This window comes from Afipia sp. GW821-FHT04G03 (assembly GCF_059419985.1).
Window position 1 is genome coordinate 480,120 of record NZ_JBWKSV010000001.1, and the last position, 16,047, is coordinate 496,166.

Consider the following 16,047-nt stretch of genomic DNA (forward strand, 5'->3'; position numbering starts at 1 on the left):
CGCTTAGGTTGCCGCGGGATCTAGAGCGCGAGTCTTCGCCTCGTTCCACAGAGCGTCCATTTCCGCGAGCGTTGCCTTCTCCAGCGACGAGCCGCGCGCGGCGAGTGTGCGTTCGATATAGGCAAAGCGTTTTTCGAATTTCGCGTTGGTCGCGCGCAATGCCATCTCGGGATCAGCTTTGGCGTGCCGCGCCAGATTGACGACGGCGAAAAGAAGATCGCCGGTTTCCTCCGCGATATGAGACTGGTCACCGCTGTCGAGCGCGGCTTCGATTTCGTCGGCTTCCTCGCGGATTTTCGCCAGCACCGCGCGTGGATCGTTCCAGTCGAAGCCGACCGTCGAGGCCGTCCGCTGCAAATCCAGCGCACGCGCGAGCGCCGGCTGGCTCTTTTTTACGGTCGCGAGCAGGCCGGGCTCCGCGTCGGCCGCTTCACCGCGCAGTGCTGCGCGTTCCGCCTTCTCTTCAGCTTTGATGCGACCCCACAGGCCTGCCACCTCATCGGGCGTCATCCGTCCGGCCCTGTCACCGAAAACATGCGGGTGCCGCCGGATCATCTTGGTGCTGATCGCATTCACCACATCGCCGAACGCGAATGCGCCTTGCTCTTCGGCCATGCGGGCGTGATACACAACTTGCAATAACAGATCGCCGAGTTCGTCCTTCAGATCATCGAGATCGTCACGGGCGATGGCGTCGGCAACCTCAAAGGCCTCTTCGATCGTATAGGGGGCGATGGTCGCGAAGGTCTGTTCCAAGTCCCACGGGCAGCCGGTTTTGGGCGTGCGCAGTCTCGCCATGATGTCGAGCAGCGTAGAAATGTCTTGAGATGGAGGCATAGCGCACCAAGGTATGAGGGCCTACCTTCTATGCCGCAACGGCAACTTCGAGACAATTGGCGGCGCGGTGTCCGGGTGCTAAGGGCAATCCATGAGCGAATTGGTTCAAAATAGTGCTGCCCTGGTGCTTTTCTCCGGCGGGCAGGATTCCGCGACGTGTCTGGCGTGGGCCCTGGTGCGTTTCGACCGCGTGGAAACAGTCGGGTTTTCCTATGGCCAGCGGCACGCCATCGAGCTTGAGAGCCGGGCAAAACTGATCGACGGCATGGTGGCGCTGCGGCCGGAATGGGCTTCAAGACTCGGCGAAAATCACACGCTGGATATTCCGACTCTCGGCGTGATTTCCGAGACCGCGCTGACGCGCGACACGGCGATTGAAATGGGCGAGGGCGGCCTGCCGAATACATTCGTGCCCGGCCGCAATCTGGTGTTCCTCACTTTCGCTGCCGCACTCGCCTATCGGCGAGGCATCACCCATATCGTCGGCGGCATGTGCGAAACGGATTTTTCCGGCTATCCGGATTGCCGTGACGAGACCATCAAGGCGCTCAACGTCGCGCTCAATCTCGGCATGGCGCGTCCGTTCGAACTGCACACGCCGCTGATGTGGCGCGACAAGGCAGACACCTGGAAGCTGGCGGAAGAGCTCGGCGGCAGGGGGCTGGTCAATCTAATTGTTGAGCATTCCCACACCTGCTATCTCGGCGAACGCGGTGCGCGCCACGACTGGGGCTACGGTTGCGGCGCATGTCCGGCGTGCAGCCTGCGCGCGCGCGGATGGGCGGCCTACGCGGCACAAGCCGGCACCGAAGCGCAATGACCCCACTGCCGCAGCGCCTTCGCATCGAAGGTCTGATATTCCTCGCGGCCTACGTCGCCTGCATTCCGATCGCCAACTGGCTCATCCAGCACGTCGGCACGGTGTGTCCGCCGAACAGCCCGTGTCTCATTCCGGTTGCGCCGGGTCTCATGGCCCCCAGCGGCGTGCTGATGGCGGGTCTTGCGCTGGTGCTGCGCGATCTCGTGCAACGGCGGCTCGGTGTGGCGTATGGGCTGGCGGCAATCGGAGCAGGAACTGTACTCTCCGCGGTGCTCGCGCCCGCGCCATTGGTGATCGCCTCGGCCGTGGCGTTCCTGCTGTCCGAACTGGCCGACTTCGCGGTCTATACGCCGTTGCAGAAGCGCGGCCTCGTGCGGGCGGTTGCCGCCAGCAGCCTCGTCGGGCTTGTTGCCGACTCCTTGTTGTTCTTGTGGCTGGCGTTTGGCAGTCTTGACTTCCTCGCAGGTCAAATCGTCGGCAAGGCTGTTATGGTGCTGCTGACATTGCCCGCGATCCACTGGCTGCGCCGGCGCGACGAGCGTCTCGGCGCATGAACTTGCAGAGGAGGCCATCCATGATGAAGCTCAAGCCCAACTGCGAATGCTGCGACAAGGACCTGCCGCCGGAGAGCCTTGAAGCGGTGATCTGCACCTTCGAATGCACGTTCTGCGCGACATGCGCAGACACTGTCTTCGGCGGCGCGTGTCCGAACTGCGGCGGCAACTTCGTCCCGCGCCCGATCAGGCCGGCAACTTTGCTGCGAAAGTACCCGGCTTCGACAGAACGCCACCTGCGCGAACAGCCATGTCTGGCGAAAGCCGGCTAGTCGGCGCGCGCAGTCAGTCTTTTCGATTGTTGTCGTTGCGCGGGTGCTGGTCCCGCCATTGGCGCGGTGGCGTGAACGTTCCCGCCCACAACCCGCGTTTGGCGGATTTTGCCTCTTCCTGCTGCGCGCCATAAACATTCGCGAAACCGGACGTCATGGCCCAGCCTTGCTGCACCATCCAGGCGTTGACATCGGTGCCATCGGGCAGGGAACACGTCGCCAGCGTACGGCCGAATTTGTCGATCGATCTCGGCTGGCACTTCAGATCTTGGCCGCGAATACGACTCCGCAATTGCGCCGACGCCTGCCGTCCACACGGCCAATCGCGGCCCTGGGCATCGAGGCACATTTGATTCAGTTCAGGTGCGTCAATGTCGATCAGGCGAATCCGGGTGCCTGAAATCGTGAGCGTATCGCCATCAGCAACGAAGGCATTGCCAGTCACAGGTGTATCCGGTGTCCGCATCCAGCGCTCGACCGCATAGACGCCGAGCGAGCCGATCAACACGACCACCATGATGGTCCAGCGTCTTGTGTCCGCATCGAATCGGACCGGTCCGCGCTGCTGTTGCCGCCGTTGAAACTTCATGCGCGAAGTCTACCTGTCATGCGTTCGATGTGAAAGTTTTGTATCAGACGCCCGCAAGACGGATCGCCGTCGGATTGAACCAAGGCCATTCAGCGTGACTTTACCTGAACGTTTTCCGTGGTGGAGGTCCGGCATCCTCTATCAAATCTATCCGCGCTCGCTTCAGGATTCGAACGGCGACGGTGTTGGCGATCTGCGCGGCATCATCGAGCGGTTGCCATATTTGCAAGAGCTTGGCGTCGATGCGTTGTGGCTATCGCCGATCTTCCCGTCGCCGATGGCGGACTTCGGATACGACATTTCCGATTACATCGGGATCGATCCACTGTTCGGGACGCTGGAAGATTTCGATGCGCTGGTCGCTGCGGCGCACGACCTTGGGCTGAAGGTCATTCTCGATCTGGTGCCCAATCACACCTCCGACCGGCATCCATGGTTCGTCGAAAGCCGCACATCAAGAGACAATCCGAAACGCGACTGGTACATCTGGCGCGACGGTTGCGGCGAGGGCGGCCCGCCGAACAACTGGCTTTCCGAATTCGGCGGCAGTTCATGGGAATTCGATGCCCACACCAATCAGTACTATTACCACGCGTTCCTGCGCAGCCAGCCCGATCTGAACTGGCGCAATCCGGACGTGCGCAATGCCATGCACGACGTGATTCGGTTCTGGCTGCGACGTGGCGTCGATGGCTTTCGCGTCGATGTGATGTGGCATCTGATCAAGGACGATCTGCTACGCGACAATCCGCCGAATACCGAGTTCGGACTGGGGCGGCAGCCGTATGAGCAGTTGATCCCATTGTACTCGACCGACCGGCCGGAAGTTCACGCCGTCGTAGCGGAGATGCGCCGGGTGATCGACGAGTTCGACAATCGCGTGCTGATCGGAGAAATCTATCTGCCGCCGGCAAAGCTAGTGGCTTACTACGGCCCCGGCCTCACCGGCGCGCATTTACCATTTAACTTTTCGCTGATCTCGACGCCGTGGAATGCGCGAGCCATCGCGAAACTCATCGACGATTACGAGAAAGCCTTGCCGCCGGATGCCTGGCCGAACTGGGTACTCGGCAATCATGACCGGCAGCGCATCGCCAGCCGCGTCGGTCACGATCAAGCTCGCGTTGCCGCGATGCTGCTGCTGACGCTGCGCGGAACGCCGACGCTGTATTATGGCGACGAGATCGGCATGGCGCAGGCTGAAATTCCGCCGGATCGGGTGAGGGATCCATGGGAGAAAAATCTGCCCGGCATCGGCCTGGGACGCGACGGCTGCCGTACGCCGATGCAATGGGATTCGACGTCCTATGCCGGGTTCAGTACCGGCGAGCCATGGCTGCCGCTGGGCGATGATTTTGCGCGGACGAACGTCGCGGTCGAACGTCAGGATGCAGCCTCAATGTTCAGTCTGTACCGGGCCCTGATCGGTCTTCGCCGGACGAGGCCCGAACTGGCCGTAGGCGCTTACAATGCCGTCAGAGTCGCTGGCGATCTGCTGGTGTTCGAGCGCGCCTACGAGGGCCGGCAACTGCTTGTCGCGCTCAACCTGGGCGAAGCGCCGGCCGCGCTAGAGTTCGCTGCGGTGGCTGCGCGTGGACGGATACTGCTGTCGACCTTCATGGACAGGCAGACTGAGCCGGTGCGTAGGACAGTGAGCCTGCGAGGCGCTGAAGGGCTCATCCTGGAGCCGCTGGGGTGATCGGGAGTCATCGAAGCTCCATGTGCCTGACCCGATAAAGCCCAACGCTCGATTCGCATAAGGTATATTATGGAATATATTATATCACTGTGATTTCAATATGATCTATTCAATACCCGATAAAATGATCGATATATCTTGGGTTATATCTGAAAACATTGGCCTAAATTGCGCTCGTTATCCGCAACAGCGCCCTCGGTGATTGACCGCACAGGATGCCGATGTAGAAACGATTGCAAATGCCCGACCGAGCAGCGGCGGCACCTCAGGGAGTTCGGATATGAGCAACGGTCAGGGCCAGTACAGCGTCGGTCTGGACAAGACGCCGGCCAATTATGTGCCGCTCTCTCCGCTCAGCTTCCTCGCGCGCAGTGCCGGCGTCTATCCGGACCATGTCAGCGCCGTCTACGAAGGCCGTACATTCACCTGGGCGCAGACCTATGAGCGCTGCAAGCGCTTCGCGTCATATCTCGCCGGCCGCGGCATCGGCCGTGGCGACACCGTTGCAGCGATGCTGCCGAATATCCCGGCCATGAATGAAGTCCATTTCGCCGTCCCGATGGCCGGCGGGGTCCTCAATGCGCTCAATATCCGCCTCGATGCGGCGTCGATCGCGTTCCAACTCGATCACGGAGGCGCCAGCATCATTCTGGTCGATCCCGAGTTCTCAGGCGTGATTTCTGACGCACTGGGCCTGATGAAGGGTCCAAAGCCGCTTGTGATCGACGTCGATGACGCGGCGTTCGCCGGCGGCAAGCGGATAGGCGAACTCGAATACGAAGCAGCCGTCGCATCCGGCGATCCGGATTTTGCCTGGCATCAGCCGCAGGATGAATGGGACGCCATTGCATTGAGTTACACGTCCGGCACCACGGGCAATCCCAAGGGCGTCGTCACGCATTATCGCGGTGCATATCTCAACGCCGTGAGCAACATCCTAGCCGGCAACCTCGGCACGCATCCTATCTATCTCTGGACGCTGCCGATGTTCCACTGCAACGGCTGGTGCTTTCCATGGACGATTGCGGCGACAGCCGGCGTGAATGTCTGCCTGCGCAAGGTCGATCCGGCCAAGATTTTCGAGCTGATTCCAAAGCACGGTGTCACCCACATGTGCGGCGCGCCGATTGTCTACAACTCGCTGATCAACGCGCCGGGCGCGCCAAAGGCCGAAGCCGGGAAGTTCATCACCGGGCTGATCGCCGGCGCAGCGCCTCCCGTGGCCGTGCTGGAAGGCGCGGAACGGATCGGCATCAAGATCACGCACGTTTACGGGCTGACTGAGGTCTATGGCCCCGCCTCCGTCTGCGCCGAGCAACCGGGCTGGGACGATTTGCCGGCGGACCAGCGCGCGCAGCTCAAGCGCCGTCAGGGCGTGCCCTATCCCCTCGAGGAAGCCGTCAGCGTGCTCGACCCTAAAACCATGCAGGAAGTGCCGCGCGACGGCGAGACCATCGGCGAGGTTATGTTCCGCGGCAACATCGTCATGAAAGGCTACCTGAAGAACGAGAAGGCCACGAAGGAAGCCTTCGAAGGCGGCTGGTTTCACACCGGCGATCTCGGCGTGCTCGATGAGTTCGGCTACGTCATCATCAAGGACCGCTCGAAGGACATCATCATCTCCGGCGGTGAAAACATTTCGTCGGTCGAGGTCGAAGACGTACTGTACAAGCATCCGGCGGTGCTGTTCGCAGCCGTCGTTGCCAAGCCGGACGCGAAATGGGGCGAGGTGCCCTGCGCATTCATCGAGTTGAAGGACGGCGCCAGCGCTACCGAGGCGGAAATCCTCGCCTACTGCCGAAGCCAGATGCCGGGTTTCAAGACTCCGAAGTCCGTGGTGTTCGGTGCGATCCCGAAAACATCCACCGGCAAGATTCAGAAGTTCATGCTGCGCGATCAGGCCAATTCGGCGAAGGCGATTTCGGCGTAACTCTTACACTTCGATCGTCAAACGCATTCCGTCATAGCCCGGCTCCACGCCGGGCGGCAGCTTCGTGCGGAGCACCTCGTAATCCAGATCGGAATGCAGGTTGGTCAGCACCGCGCGGCGCGGTTTGAAACGCTCAATCCATGACAGCGCGTCGTCGAGGCTGAAATGGCTCGGATGCGGTGCGTAACGCAACGCGTCGATGATCCACAGGTCGAGACCTTCCAGCGCGTGAAAGCTCTCGGGCGGAATGTCATGAAGGTCCGGCGTGTAGGCGGCATTGCCGATACGGTAGCCGAGCGCCGGAATATTGCCGTGCTGAACCAGGAAGGCGGACAAGGCGAGGGAGCCGCCCTTCCCGTCAATGCTTTCGGTTTCACCGGCCTCGATCGATCGCTTCTCGAGGATCGCCGGATAATCGCTGCCCGGTGCCTGTTCGAAACAGTAAGCGAAGCGCGAAAGAATATCCTTGCCGGTGGATGCGTTGAGATAGACCGGAATCCGTTTGCGCTGATGCAGCACTACGGAGCGCAGATCGTCAATGCCGTGGGTCTGGTCGGCATGCTCGTGGGTGAGAAATGTTGCTTCGAGATGGTCGACATTGGCGTCGATCAGTTGCTCGCGCAGGTCGGGCGAGGTGTCGATCAGAACGCGCGTGAGGGCACCCGCATCGCCCTTCTCGGCCAGCAGCGAACATCGGCGGCGGCGGTTCTTCGGATTGTTCGGATCACAAGCGCCCCAGCCCAGCGCCGGGCGCGGCACGCCGGCGGACGATCCGGAGCCGAGTATCGTCAGCGTCACCGTCATGCGGCTTTCGCGTCCGGACGCGGCACCTTGTCGAACAACCTGAAGAAATTTTCCGTGGTCTGCTGCGTGATCTCCTCAAGCGAGACGCCACGCGTTTCCGCCAGAACTCTGGCGGTCTCGACCACGAAGGACGGCTCATTGCGCTTACCGCGGAATTTTCCCGGCGCCAGATACGGCGCGTCGGTTTCCACCATGATGCGATCCGCCGGCAGTTCGGCAGCGATGTCGCGGATGGACTGCGAGTTTTTAAAGGTCAGGATGCCGGTGAAGGAAATCGACAGCCCGAGTGCGATGGCCTTCATCGCAAGCTCGCGTCCCCCGGTGTAGCAATGCAGCACGGCCTTGAACGGCCCCTTCCCGATTTCATCTTCAAGAATACGGCCGCAAGCTTCGTCGGCTTCGCGGGTGTGGATCACCAGCGGCAATCCGGTGGCGCGCGCCGCCGCGATATGTGCGCGAAAGCCCCGCTCCTGCGCTTCCGGTGATCCATCCTTGTAGAAGTTATCCAGCCCCGCCTCGCCCAGCGCCACCACCTTGGGATGCTTCGTGAGCGCGATCAGTTCGTCCGACGTGATGCCATCTTCCTCATCGGCGTTATGCGGATGGGTGCCGACCGAGCAATAGACATTGGGAAACCGCGACGTGATGTCCAGCAATCCGTCGAGCCGGCGCACGCGCGTGGAAATCGTAACGATGCGGCCGACGCCGGCGGCTTCAGCGCGTGCGACGATCGCGTCAAGGTCATCCTTGAAGTCCGGAAAGTCGAGATGGCAGTGACTGTCAACAAGCATCAGGCTTAAACCGGCTTCTCTTCCGTGGGTTCGATATAGCGCGGGAAAATCGGCGCAGGCGGCGGCAACTGTGTGCCGCCCTTGATCCGTGTGCCGAGTGCCGCGAAGTCCCGCGCGTCCTTCGCAACGCCGAGAATGTCCAGCAACTTGGCACAGGCATCCGGCATCGCAGGCTGCGCGAGAATCGCGATCTGCCGCACCACCTCGGCGGTGACATACAGCACCGTCTGCTGGCGCGCAGGATCGGTCTTGGCCAGCGCCCATGGCGCCTCACCCGCAAAATAACGATTAGCTTCGGCGACCACCGCCCAGATTGCATTCAGCGCGTGATGGATCTGCTGCGTGCCCATCGCGGTGCGCGCCTGCTCGAGCATCCCGTCGGCCATCGCCAGAATGGCCTTGTCGTTATCGCTGAACGCGCCCGGCTCCGGCAGCACGCCGCCATACTGCTTGCCGATCATCGAGAGCGAGCGCTGCGCCAGATTGCCGAGATCGTTGGCAAGATCCGCGTTGGTGCGCGCGACGATGGCCTCATGGCTGTAGCCGCCATCCTGCCCGAACTGCACCTCGCGCAAGAAGAAATAGCGCAACTGATCGACGCCATAAAGCTCGGCCATGTAGAACGGATCGACGACATTGCCGAGCGATTTCGACATCTTCTCGCCGCGGTTCAGAACGAACCCGTGCGCATAAACACGTTTCGGCAAGGGAATTCCGGCGGACATGAGAAAGGCCGGCCAGTACACGGCATGAAAGCGAATGATATCCTTGCCGATGATATGAACGTCTGCCGGCCAGAACCGCCAGTTTGCGTCGCCTTCTTCCGGAAAGCCGACGCCGGTGATGTAATTAGTCAGCGCATCGACCCAGACATACATCACGTGCTCTTCGTCGCCAGGCACCTTAACGCCCCAGTCGAACGTGGTGCGCGAGATCGACAGATCGTTGAGGCCACCCTTGACGAAACTGATGACTTCGCTCCGGCTGGAATCGGGTCCGATGAAATCCGGCTGGCTCTCGTATAGCGCCAGCAGCCTGTCCTGATATGCGGAGAGCTCGAAGAAATAGCTCTTCTCCTCAACCCACTCGACAGGTGTGCCCTGCGGTCCGCGCCGGACGTTATCTTCGCCAACGACTGTTTCGTCCTCTGCGTAATAAGCCTCGTCGCGCACGGAGTACCAGCCGGCGTAGCTGTCAATGTAGATGTCGCCATTGTCGGTCATGCGCCGCCAGATTTCCTGGACTGAACGATGATGCTGCTCTTCCGTCGTGCGAATGAAGCGGCTGAACGAAACGTTCAGCTTCTCATCGAGTTTACGAAGCAATCCCGCATTTCGTGTTGCCAGATCGAGAGCCGAGATACCCTCCTTCTGCGCCGTCTGAACCATCTTCTGGCCATGCTCATCCGTGCCGGTCAGGAAGAACACGTCCTTGCCGTCCAGCGCCTGGAAACGCGCCAGCGCGTCGGTCGCGATAGCTTCATAGGCATGGCCGATGTGCGGCGCACCGTTCGGATAAACGATGGCGGTCGTGATGTAGAAAGAATTCTTCGAGCCGGTGTTTGCGGCGCTCTGCGGCGCAGCCGACGCTTTCGGCTTCGCAGGTTTTGCCGGTGCTTTTGCCGTCACGGGCTTGGCAGGTTTTGCTGCCTTCCCGGCGACTTTCGCGGAGCGCTGCTTCGTGACGGATTTTTTCGCGGACGTCTTGGTGCCAGCCCTTTTTGAGGTGCCCTTCTTTGCGGCGCCCTTTTTCCCGGCGCGCTTTGCTGTCGATTTTTTTGCGGCTTTCTTGACGGTTTTCTTCGCAGCTTTTTTGGCCGTCTTTTTCGTGACCGCCTTGCGTGCCTTTTTCTTTGGAGAAACCTTCGCGCGCCGCGGGACGGACTTGCGCGCCGCTTTGACTGCTTTCTTTTTCTTCGCGGCGGTTTTCTTGGTCTTGGCCATTACGCTTCCTTAGAATTTCAAAACGACGCCAACGTGTGCGCGATCACTCAAACAGGGTGCTGCAAAGCCACTGCGATTGTCCAATTAGCGAGCCTGCGGGCGAGCCCCGGTGGCTTCAGCGAGCATATCAAATACAGAGAAAACCAACGGTTTTCGCTCCAGATTGAAGCTCTCGGTGTCGCGCGCGGCACGGTTGATCTTTTCCCATACCTCGGCGAGCCGTGCAAGGCGCGGCAGGTTTGCGCCAGCGTCCGGCTCATGCAGATGTCCCGTCAGCCAGCGGTCCACCGTATCGACGAAAGCCTTCAAACCGACGCGATCATTGAGCGGGAGCGCATCGCCCAGCGCATGAAGCGCGCGCTGATCGACATGCGGCAAGGTGTTCAGCAAGGCAAGCGTCCGCTGATGCAGTCCGAGCGACTGGCCGCCAAGCAGCGTCAGCGCGCGCGCGACACTCCCCTCCGCCGCATCCGCAGCCTCGCGCAGCGCTGCGTCACTCCGATTCAATCCCGCCGCTTCCGCGGCTGCCCTGACAACGTCATCCGTCTCCAGCGGCCGCAACGGCAACTTCCTGCAGCGTGACTGGATGGTGGCGAGCACGCGCGCCGGAGTATGACTGACAAGAAGGAACAGCGAGCGCGCCGGCGGTTCTTCGAGAATTTTCAGCAGCGCATTGGAGGCATTGGCATTCAGTTCATCGACCGTATCGACCACGCAGACACGCCAGCCGCCGACGCTTGCTGCCGTCGAGCCGAAAAACCCGATGGTTTCACGCGACTCGTCCACTGTAATGACGGTGCGCATGGTGCCCTTGTCGTTGACCGTGCGCTCAAGCGTCAGCAATCCGCCATGGCTTCCGCCCGCGACCTGCCGCGCGACCGGATGGTCCTGATCGACATAGAGATTGTCGGCATCTTGCACAGAGCGTGCGGCAGGATCGGAATGTGCGAGCACGAAGCGTGCCATGCGATAGGCCAGCGTCGTTTTGCCGATGCCCTGTGCCCCGCCGATCAGCCACGCGTGCGGAATGCAGCCGCTCCGATAGGCATTCAGCAGCGTCTGCTCGGCATCGCGATGGCCGAACAGCGACGTCGTCTCGCGCGGGGCACGAACTGCGGTTTCGGGTTCAGCGGTGCGCGCGCTCATGCCTTGGTGGTCTCGCGAACGGCGGCTACCGAAAACAGATGATCCCGCAGCGCTTTCCATATCCGCTCCGCAACGATCTTGGGATCTGCGTTCGCGTCGATCAGCGCACAGCGCTTCGGATCGTTCTCTGCGATCCGGCGGTAGGCTTCGCGCAGCTTCTCGTGAAAGCTCAGGCCTTCGCCCTCGAAGCGATCGGGAAGCGCCGTTCCACGACGTTTGACGGCTCGCTCCATACCGACAGCTACGGGAACATCGAGAATGATCGTGAGGTCAGGCTTGAGATCGCCAATCGTCACGCGCTCCATCGCCCGGATCAGCTTGAGATCGACCTTCCCCAGCTCGCCCTGATAGACGCGCGTCGAATCCGTAAAGCGGTCGCACAACACCCACGTTCCCTGTTCGAGCGCGGGCTCGATCACCTGGCTGACATGGTCGTCGCGCGCCGCCGCAAACAGCAGCGATTCCGTTTCGGGACCGAAAGCCTTGGCCATGCCGGACAGCAGCAGGTGCCGCACGATCTCCGCGCCCGCCGATCCGCCGGGCTCGCGCGTCGTGATCGTCTTCAGTTTGGCCGCGTTGAGCCGGTCCGCGAGCATCTGAATTTGCGTCGATTTGCCGGAGCCCTCGCCACCTTCAAAGGTAATGAAGCGCCCGCGAGCGGGCTTCCGGGATTTGTTGGCTTCGCTCATGTCACAGCTTCTCCGCGCCGGCGCGGAACAGGCCGAGGACGAGTTCGCTGGCACCATCAACAGCGCGGCGGGTCAAGGACCCTGCTCCGATCGGCTCCGCGGCCACCAGCGGGGATTCTAGCGCTATGTTGCTGCCACGCCAGACCTTCAACACGCCGACGCCCTGGCCGGGTTCGACTGGCGCGCGGACGGGGCCGGTATAGACTATACGGGCGACCAGCTTGTCGGAGCCGTTTCGCTGCACCATGACTCGAACAGGCTCGGGACTTGCCAGTTTGACGGAGCGGCTTTCACCGCCGAACACCCGCGCATAGCCAACCGTCTGGTTGGCGGCGAACAGCGTCCGCGCCTCGAAATTGCGGAAGCCCCACTCGAGCAGTTTCTTGGCTTCCTGTGCGCGATCGTCCGAGTCCTCGAGGCCGTTGACCACGACGATCAGCCTCATGCCGTTCTGCACGGCGGAACCGACCATGCCGTAGCCGCCCTCCTTGGTGAATCCGGTCTTCAGTCCGTCGGCGCCCTCAAGCATGGCGAGCAGTGGATTGCGATTCTGCTGACGGATCTTGTTCCAGGTGAACTCGCGCTCGTTGAAGAGCTTGTAGTAATCCGGATAGGTCAGAATGATATGCCGCGCGAGCAGGCCGAGTTCGCGAACGGTCATCTTGTTAGCGGGATCCGGCAGGCCGTTGGAATTTCCAAACGTCGATTTCGTCATGCCAAGTTCGCGCGCGCGCTTGGTCATGCGTTCGGCGAAAGCCGCTTCGGTGTTCGAGAGACCTTCCGCGAGCGCCATGCAGGAATCGTTGCCGCTCTGGATCAGCGCGCCATGCAACAAATCATCGACGCTGACGCGACTGTTGATCGCAGCAAACATCGTCGAGCCGCCGGACGGAGCGCCGCCCTTGCGCCAGGTGTTCTCGCTGATCCTGAATTCATCGGTGAGTTTGATCTCGCCCTTTTTCAGCGCGTTGAAAACGACTTCCGCCGTCATCAGCTTCATCATGCTGGACGGGGCGCGAAGTTCGTCGGCGTTTTTCTCGAACAGGATACTGCCCGACTTCGCCTCGATCAGGATCGCGGTGGGCGCATCAGTGTCGTAGGCATCGTCCTTTTTGGCGCCTTGCACGCTGTTATTGGCCGCATGGGCGATGCCGCCCAGCGCAACGCCGACCGCCAGAGCAGCCGCGACGAGACGCCAAAGCCGTCCGCTCGGACGCCCGCGAAATCGGGGTGCTGTTAGAATGGCTGCCATGCTGAGATTCCTGAGGATCGCGTTGTATCAGTTGGGCTGATACCAAACAACGTGCCGCCGGTCCTCGACCGATCGCCGGTAAATTGCCTATCGTCCGGATTTGGGGCCTCGACCAGCAAAAATCTCCCAAAAAAGGCAAAACATGATGTCGTCATCGCGAATGATCTCAGCCAACGGCATCGACATTTTTGTGACCGAGCAAGGCTCGGGGCCGCTGGTCCTGCTCTGTCACGGCTGGCCGGAATTGTCCCATTCATGGCGGCATCAGCTCCCCGCGCTTGCCGCGGCCGGCTTTCACGTAGTTGCTCCCGACATGCGCGGGTATGGGCGAACCTCGGCGCCGCAGAACATCGAAAACTATTCGATCTTCGATCTGGTCGGCGACATGGTCGCTCTGGTCGCGGCGCTGGGCGAGACCAAGGCTATTATCATCGGTCACGATTGGGGTGCGCCGGTGGCATGGCACGCGGCCCTGTTCCGGCCCGATATCTTCACCGCCGTCGGGGGCTTGAGCGTCCCGCCGCCGTGGCGCGGACGTGAGCGCCCGCTGGATACTTTGGCGAAGAGCGGCACCACCAATTTCTACTGGCAGTATTTCCAGCAGCCGGGCGTCGCGGAAGCCGAGTTCGAGCGCGATGTCGACTTTACAATGCGCGCCGTTTCGTTCGGAGTCGAAGCATCATTGTTCCTGAAAGACGGTCATGGATTTCTGGGCGATCCGGCGATCGAGCGGCCGCTTCCGGCATGGGTCAATGCGCAGGACCATGCGCATGTTGTCGATACCTACAAGCGCACGGGATTTCGCGGCGGGCTGAACTGGTATCGCAACATCGACCGCAACTGGGAGCTGACCGCGCCATGGCATGGCGCGAAAATCCATCAGCCGTCCATTTTCATTGCCGGCGCAAACGACGCGGTCGTGACCGGAATTATCGGCGGCAAGCGGGTCACCGAGATGGACCGGGTGCTGCCGAACCTGAAGCGCAAGCTCCTGATCGACGGCGCGGGTCACTGGATTCAGCAAGAGCGGCCCGACGAGGTCAACGCCGCGCTGGTTGAATTCCTGAACGGCGTGCGGGGTGCATGATCCCGAAAAGCGGGAACCGGTTTAATAAAGCCCGCGGCCTGACATCAGGCTCAAGCTGTTATCGCGCAGGCCCGGCGCATAGGCGGCGACTGGCCTTGTCATCGCCGGAGGCTCGTCCGCCACTTCGGTTTCGGCGGGCGCACTGCGCTCGAAGCGGCGGCCTCCGGGCCGTGTGCTGCGCGAGGCCGAGACCTCCGACGAGCCCGCAGCCGCGTCATCTGGCGTATGGCCGAGGGTATACGGCCGCCCTGAGGGCAATGGCACATCGCCACGAGTCACGCCGCGCGAGGGCATGGTGTCGGGGATGAATGGGCGCGCCGATGCGATCCTGACGCCTGTGGGTGATGGCGCGGGCTCCCCTGTCCGCAACGTCGCCATGAGCTGCCGGTCGTCCGATCCTTCGAGCGGGGCCCGGCCGACATATTCCACGCGCACGCGGCCGATGCCGTTCTCGCGGAACTCCAGCAGTTTCGCCGCCGTATTGGAGACATCGATCAGGCGATTGCCGTGGTACGGACCGCGGTCGTTGACACGGACGATGACGGATTTGCCGTTGGCCAGATTGGTGACCCGTGCGTAGCTCGGCAGCGGCATGGTGGGATGTGCTGCGGTGAGCGACGTCATGTCGAACACCTCGCCGTTGGCCGTCAGGCGCCCGTGGAACGCATCGCCATACCAGGAGGCCATACCTTCGGCGCGATAGTTCGGATCTTCTTCGGGCACATAGGTGCGGCCTGCGACCACGTAGGGCTTCCCGACGCGATAGGTGCCGCCGCCTTTCGGGACAGCCTCGTTGAAATCGACAACGCGCGGGCTGCTCGAAACACCGTATTTCGGATCGACGCGGCTGGACAACTTGTTCGACCCGGCGCAATTGGCGACCAGGAGGCACAAGGCTCCCGCCGCCGCGACGCGGGCGATTCCCCTGCCTGTTTCAGTGACGCAAATCCCCATAGAACCCCAAATAGCACTTTCGGCACCAGCTTGCCTACCGGGTCCTGCCCGGCCGACGTTCGCACTGATACGCCGCTTACGTTAACCCATTGCTTCCGCGCCGAAAAAGGTCCGGCTCAGGGGTTGGTAAACCGGAGATTGATTTTCGTCGGGTTGCAGCCTCCCCTGTTCATATTTCTTGGGATTCTCGCCGTCTTCCAGCTCCCAGAGTGTTTGTTGCGAGAACAGATGACCGGCTGGATTTCGGTTTTATTGATCTGGATGGCCCTGATTGCGCAGCATTCGTGCTGATACACCGCGCCGCGCGGCGCTGGTGGGACTATTTCGGGAGACGCGTCTGGATCGTCCGAAACGGAAATGAGCGTCCATCGTCATCTCTCATACAGAAAGGATGATTGAATGTTTCTTGTCTCAGGTCTTCTCGTTGTCGTCGCCGGTCTTTTTTATGCAGCCGACCACAGTCATCTCGGCCGGTTCGGCGCCCAGATGTGCCTGTATGGCGACACGTTCTGCCGGCATCCCGTCTATCTTCTGGTCGGCGCCGGCCTTGCTGCTGCCTGGGGCGCTTTGGTCAGCATGCGATGATACGTTGGCTGCCAGTTTTCGCAGGATGCTGTCCGATTGCGTCCATCTTCTGCGCATCCAACTGAAAAAGGCGCTCCGGGTTGCCCGGAACGCCT

General features: G+C 61.4%; 16 protein-coding genes. 7 read left to right on the forward strand and 9 right to left on the reverse strand.

Translation table 11 applies throughout. The features are described 5' to 3' along the window. Positions 1-3: 3 nt before the first annotated feature. On the reverse strand, positions 4-837 hold the full coding sequence (mazG, locus tag AC07UB_RS02385) for a nucleoside triphosphate pyrophosphohydrolase (protein ID WP_494652277.1): 834 nt from the start codon (positions 835-837) through the stop codon (positions 4-6). A 91-nt stretch (positions 838-928) separates the two neighbouring features. On the opposite strand from mazG, the gene queC reads away from it, so the two are divergent. From queC to AC07UB_RS02400, 3 genes are read left to right on the forward strand one after another with little or no spacing between them, the layout of a single operon-like run. After that, positions 929-1,657: a 7-cyano-7-deazaguanine synthase QueC gene (gene queC / locus AC07UB_RS02390; protein ID WP_494652276.1), complete on the forward strand. Its 729-nt coding sequence runs from the start codon at positions 929-931 to the stop codon at positions 1,655-1,657. After that, positions 1,654-2,211, forward strand: a complete 558-nt coding sequence (locus AC07UB_RS02395; protein ID WP_494652275.1) for a VUT family protein — start codon at positions 1,654-1,656, stop codon at positions 2,209-2,211. The genes queC and AC07UB_RS02395 overlap by 4 nt, the downstream gene beginning before the upstream one ends. Positions 2,212-2,231: 20 nt before the next feature. Next, positions 2,232-2,483 (forward strand): DUF1272 domain-containing protein, encoded by a 252-nt coding sequence (locus tag AC07UB_RS02400; RefSeq protein ID WP_494652274.1) that lies wholly within the window; start codon positions 2,232-2,234, stop codon positions 2,481-2,483. A gap of 13 nt (positions 2,484-2,496) precedes the next feature. On the opposite strand, the gene AC07UB_RS02405 is transcribed toward AC07UB_RS02400, so the two are convergent. Next, complete coding sequence (locus AC07UB_RS02405; RefSeq protein WP_494652273.1) at positions 2,497-2,991, reverse strand: thermonuclease family protein; 495 nt, start codon at positions 2,989-2,991, stop codon at positions 2,497-2,499. A gap of 175 nt (positions 2,992-3,166) precedes the next feature. Between AC07UB_RS02405 and AC07UB_RS02410 the strand changes: the two genes are divergently transcribed. Then, the gene (locus AC07UB_RS02410) at positions 3,167-4,771 is read left to right on the forward strand and encodes an alpha-amylase family glycosyl hydrolase (protein ID WP_494652272.1); all 1,605 of its coding nucleotides are present in this window, start codon (positions 3,167-3,169) and stop codon (positions 4,769-4,771) included. A gap of 280 nt (positions 4,772-5,051) precedes the next feature. After that, positions 5,052-6,701: an acyl-CoA synthetase gene (locus tag AC07UB_RS02415; protein ID WP_492789209.1), complete on the forward strand. Its 1,650-nt coding sequence runs from the start codon at positions 5,052-5,054 to the stop codon at positions 6,699-6,701. A gap of 3 nt (positions 6,702-6,704) precedes the next feature. On the opposite strand, the gene AC07UB_RS02420 is transcribed toward AC07UB_RS02415, so the two are convergent. The 6 genes from AC07UB_RS02420 to AC07UB_RS02445 form a co-directional block, all read right to left on the reverse strand. Next, positions 6,705-7,505, reverse strand: coding sequence for an MBL fold metallo-hydrolase (locus AC07UB_RS02420; RefSeq protein WP_492789208.1), 801 nt, complete (start codon positions 7,503-7,505; stop codon positions 6,705-6,707). After that, the gene (locus AC07UB_RS02425) at positions 7,502-8,296 is read right to left on the reverse strand and encodes a TatD family hydrolase (protein ID WP_492789207.1); all 795 of its coding nucleotides are present in this window, start codon (positions 8,294-8,296) and stop codon (positions 7,502-7,504) included. The genes AC07UB_RS02420 and AC07UB_RS02425 overlap by 4 nt, the downstream gene beginning before the upstream one ends. A 5-nt stretch (positions 8,297-8,301) precedes the next feature. After that, the gene (gene metG, locus AC07UB_RS02430; RefSeq protein WP_492789206.1) at positions 8,302-10,239 is read right to left on the reverse strand and encodes a methionine--tRNA ligase; all 1,938 of its coding nucleotides are present in this window, start codon (positions 10,237-10,239) and stop codon (positions 8,302-8,304) included. 84 nt (positions 10,240-10,323) lie between these two features. Further along, the gene (locus AC07UB_RS02435) at positions 10,324-11,385 is read right to left on the reverse strand and encodes a DNA polymerase III subunit delta' (RefSeq protein WP_492789205.1); all 1,062 of its coding nucleotides are present in this window, start codon (positions 11,383-11,385) and stop codon (positions 10,324-10,326) included. Further along, positions 11,382-12,074, reverse strand: coding sequence for a dTMP kinase (gene tmk, locus AC07UB_RS02440; RefSeq protein WP_492789204.1), 693 nt, complete (start codon positions 12,072-12,074; stop codon positions 11,382-11,384). Before tmk ends, AC07UB_RS02435 begins: the two co-directional genes overlap by 4 nt. 1 nt (position 12,075) lies before the next feature. Further along, positions 12,076-13,326 (reverse strand): D-alanyl-D-alanine carboxypeptidase family protein, encoded by a 1,251-nt coding sequence (locus AC07UB_RS02445; protein ID WP_492789203.1) that lies wholly within the window; start codon positions 13,324-13,326, stop codon positions 12,076-12,078. Between the two features lie 145 nt (positions 13,327-13,471). On the opposite strand from AC07UB_RS02445, the gene AC07UB_RS02450 reads away from it, so the two are divergent. Further along, on the forward strand, positions 13,472-14,413 hold the full coding sequence (locus AC07UB_RS02450) for an alpha/beta fold hydrolase (protein WP_494652702.1): 942 nt from the start codon (positions 13,472-13,474) through the stop codon (positions 14,411-14,413). A 21-nt stretch (positions 14,414-14,434) separates the two neighbouring features. On the opposite strand, the gene AC07UB_RS02455 is transcribed toward AC07UB_RS02450, so the two are convergent. Beyond that, positions 14,435-15,367 carry a septal ring lytic transglycosylase RlpA family protein gene (locus tag AC07UB_RS02455; RefSeq protein ID WP_492789202.1) on the reverse strand — a complete coding sequence of 311 codons (933 nt, stop codon included), beginning with the start codon at positions 15,365-15,367 and terminating at the stop codon, positions 14,435-14,437. Between the two features lie 399 nt (positions 15,368-15,766). On the opposite strand from AC07UB_RS02455, the gene AC07UB_RS02460 reads away from it, so the two are divergent. Further along, positions 15,767-15,952: a hypothetical protein gene (locus tag AC07UB_RS02460; RefSeq protein ID WP_492789201.1), complete on the forward strand. Its 186-nt coding sequence runs from the start codon at positions 15,767-15,769 to the stop codon at positions 15,950-15,952. Positions 15,953-16,047: the final 95 nt, after the last annotated feature.

Bases quoted from the DNA above. Each gene is read 5' to 3' on its own strand.
- AC07UB_RS02435 (WP_492789205.1), bottom strand. From the start codon at position 11,385: ATGAGCGCGCGCACCGCTGAACCCGAAACCGCAGTTCGTGCCCCGCGC.
- AC07UB_RS02400 (WP_494652274.1), top strand. From the start codon at position 2,232: ATGATGAAGCTCAAGCCCAACTGCGAATGCTGCGACAAGGACCTGCCG.
- AC07UB_RS02420 (WP_492789208.1), bottom strand. From the start codon at position 7,505: ATGACGGTGACGCTGACGATACTCGGCTCCGGATCGTCCGCCGGCGTG.
- queC (WP_494652276.1), top strand. From the start codon at position 929: ATGAGCGAATTGGTTCAAAATAGTGCTGCCCTGGTGCTTTTCTCCGGC.
- AC07UB_RS02460 (WP_492789201.1), top strand. From the start codon at position 15,767: ATGTTTCTTGTCTCAGGTCTTCTCGTTGTCGTCGCCGGTCTTTTTTAT.
- metG (WP_492789206.1), bottom strand. From the start codon at position 10,239: ATGGCCAAGACCAAGAAAACCGCCGCGAAGAAAAAGAAAGCAGTCAAA.
- tmk (WP_492789204.1), bottom strand. From the start codon at position 12,074: ATGAGCGAAGCCAACAAATCCCGGAAGCCCGCTCGCGGGCGCTTCATT.
- AC07UB_RS02445 (WP_492789203.1), bottom strand. From the start codon at position 13,326: ATGGCAGCCATTCTAACAGCACCCCGATTTCGCGGGCGTCCGAGCGGA.
- AC07UB_RS02455 (WP_492789202.1), bottom strand. From the start codon at position 15,367: ATGGGGATTTGCGTCACTGAAACAGGCAGGGGAATCGCCCGCGTCGCG.
- AC07UB_RS02450 (WP_494652702.1), top strand. From the start codon at position 13,472: ATGTCGTCATCGCGAATGATCTCAGCCAACGGCATCGACATTTTTGTG.
- AC07UB_RS02425 (WP_492789207.1), bottom strand. From the start codon at position 8,296: ATGCTTGTTGACAGTCACTGCCATCTCGACTTTCCGGACTTCAAGGAT.
- AC07UB_RS02415 (WP_492789209.1), top strand. From the start codon at position 5,052: ATGAGCAACGGTCAGGGCCAGTACAGCGTCGGTCTGGACAAGACGCCG.
- mazG (WP_494652277.1), bottom strand. From the start codon at position 837: ATGCCTCCATCTCAAGACATTTCTACGCTGCTCGACATCATGGCGAGA.
- AC07UB_RS02395 (WP_494652275.1), top strand. From the start codon at position 1,654: ATGACCCCACTGCCGCAGCGCCTTCGCATCGAAGGTCTGATATTCCTC.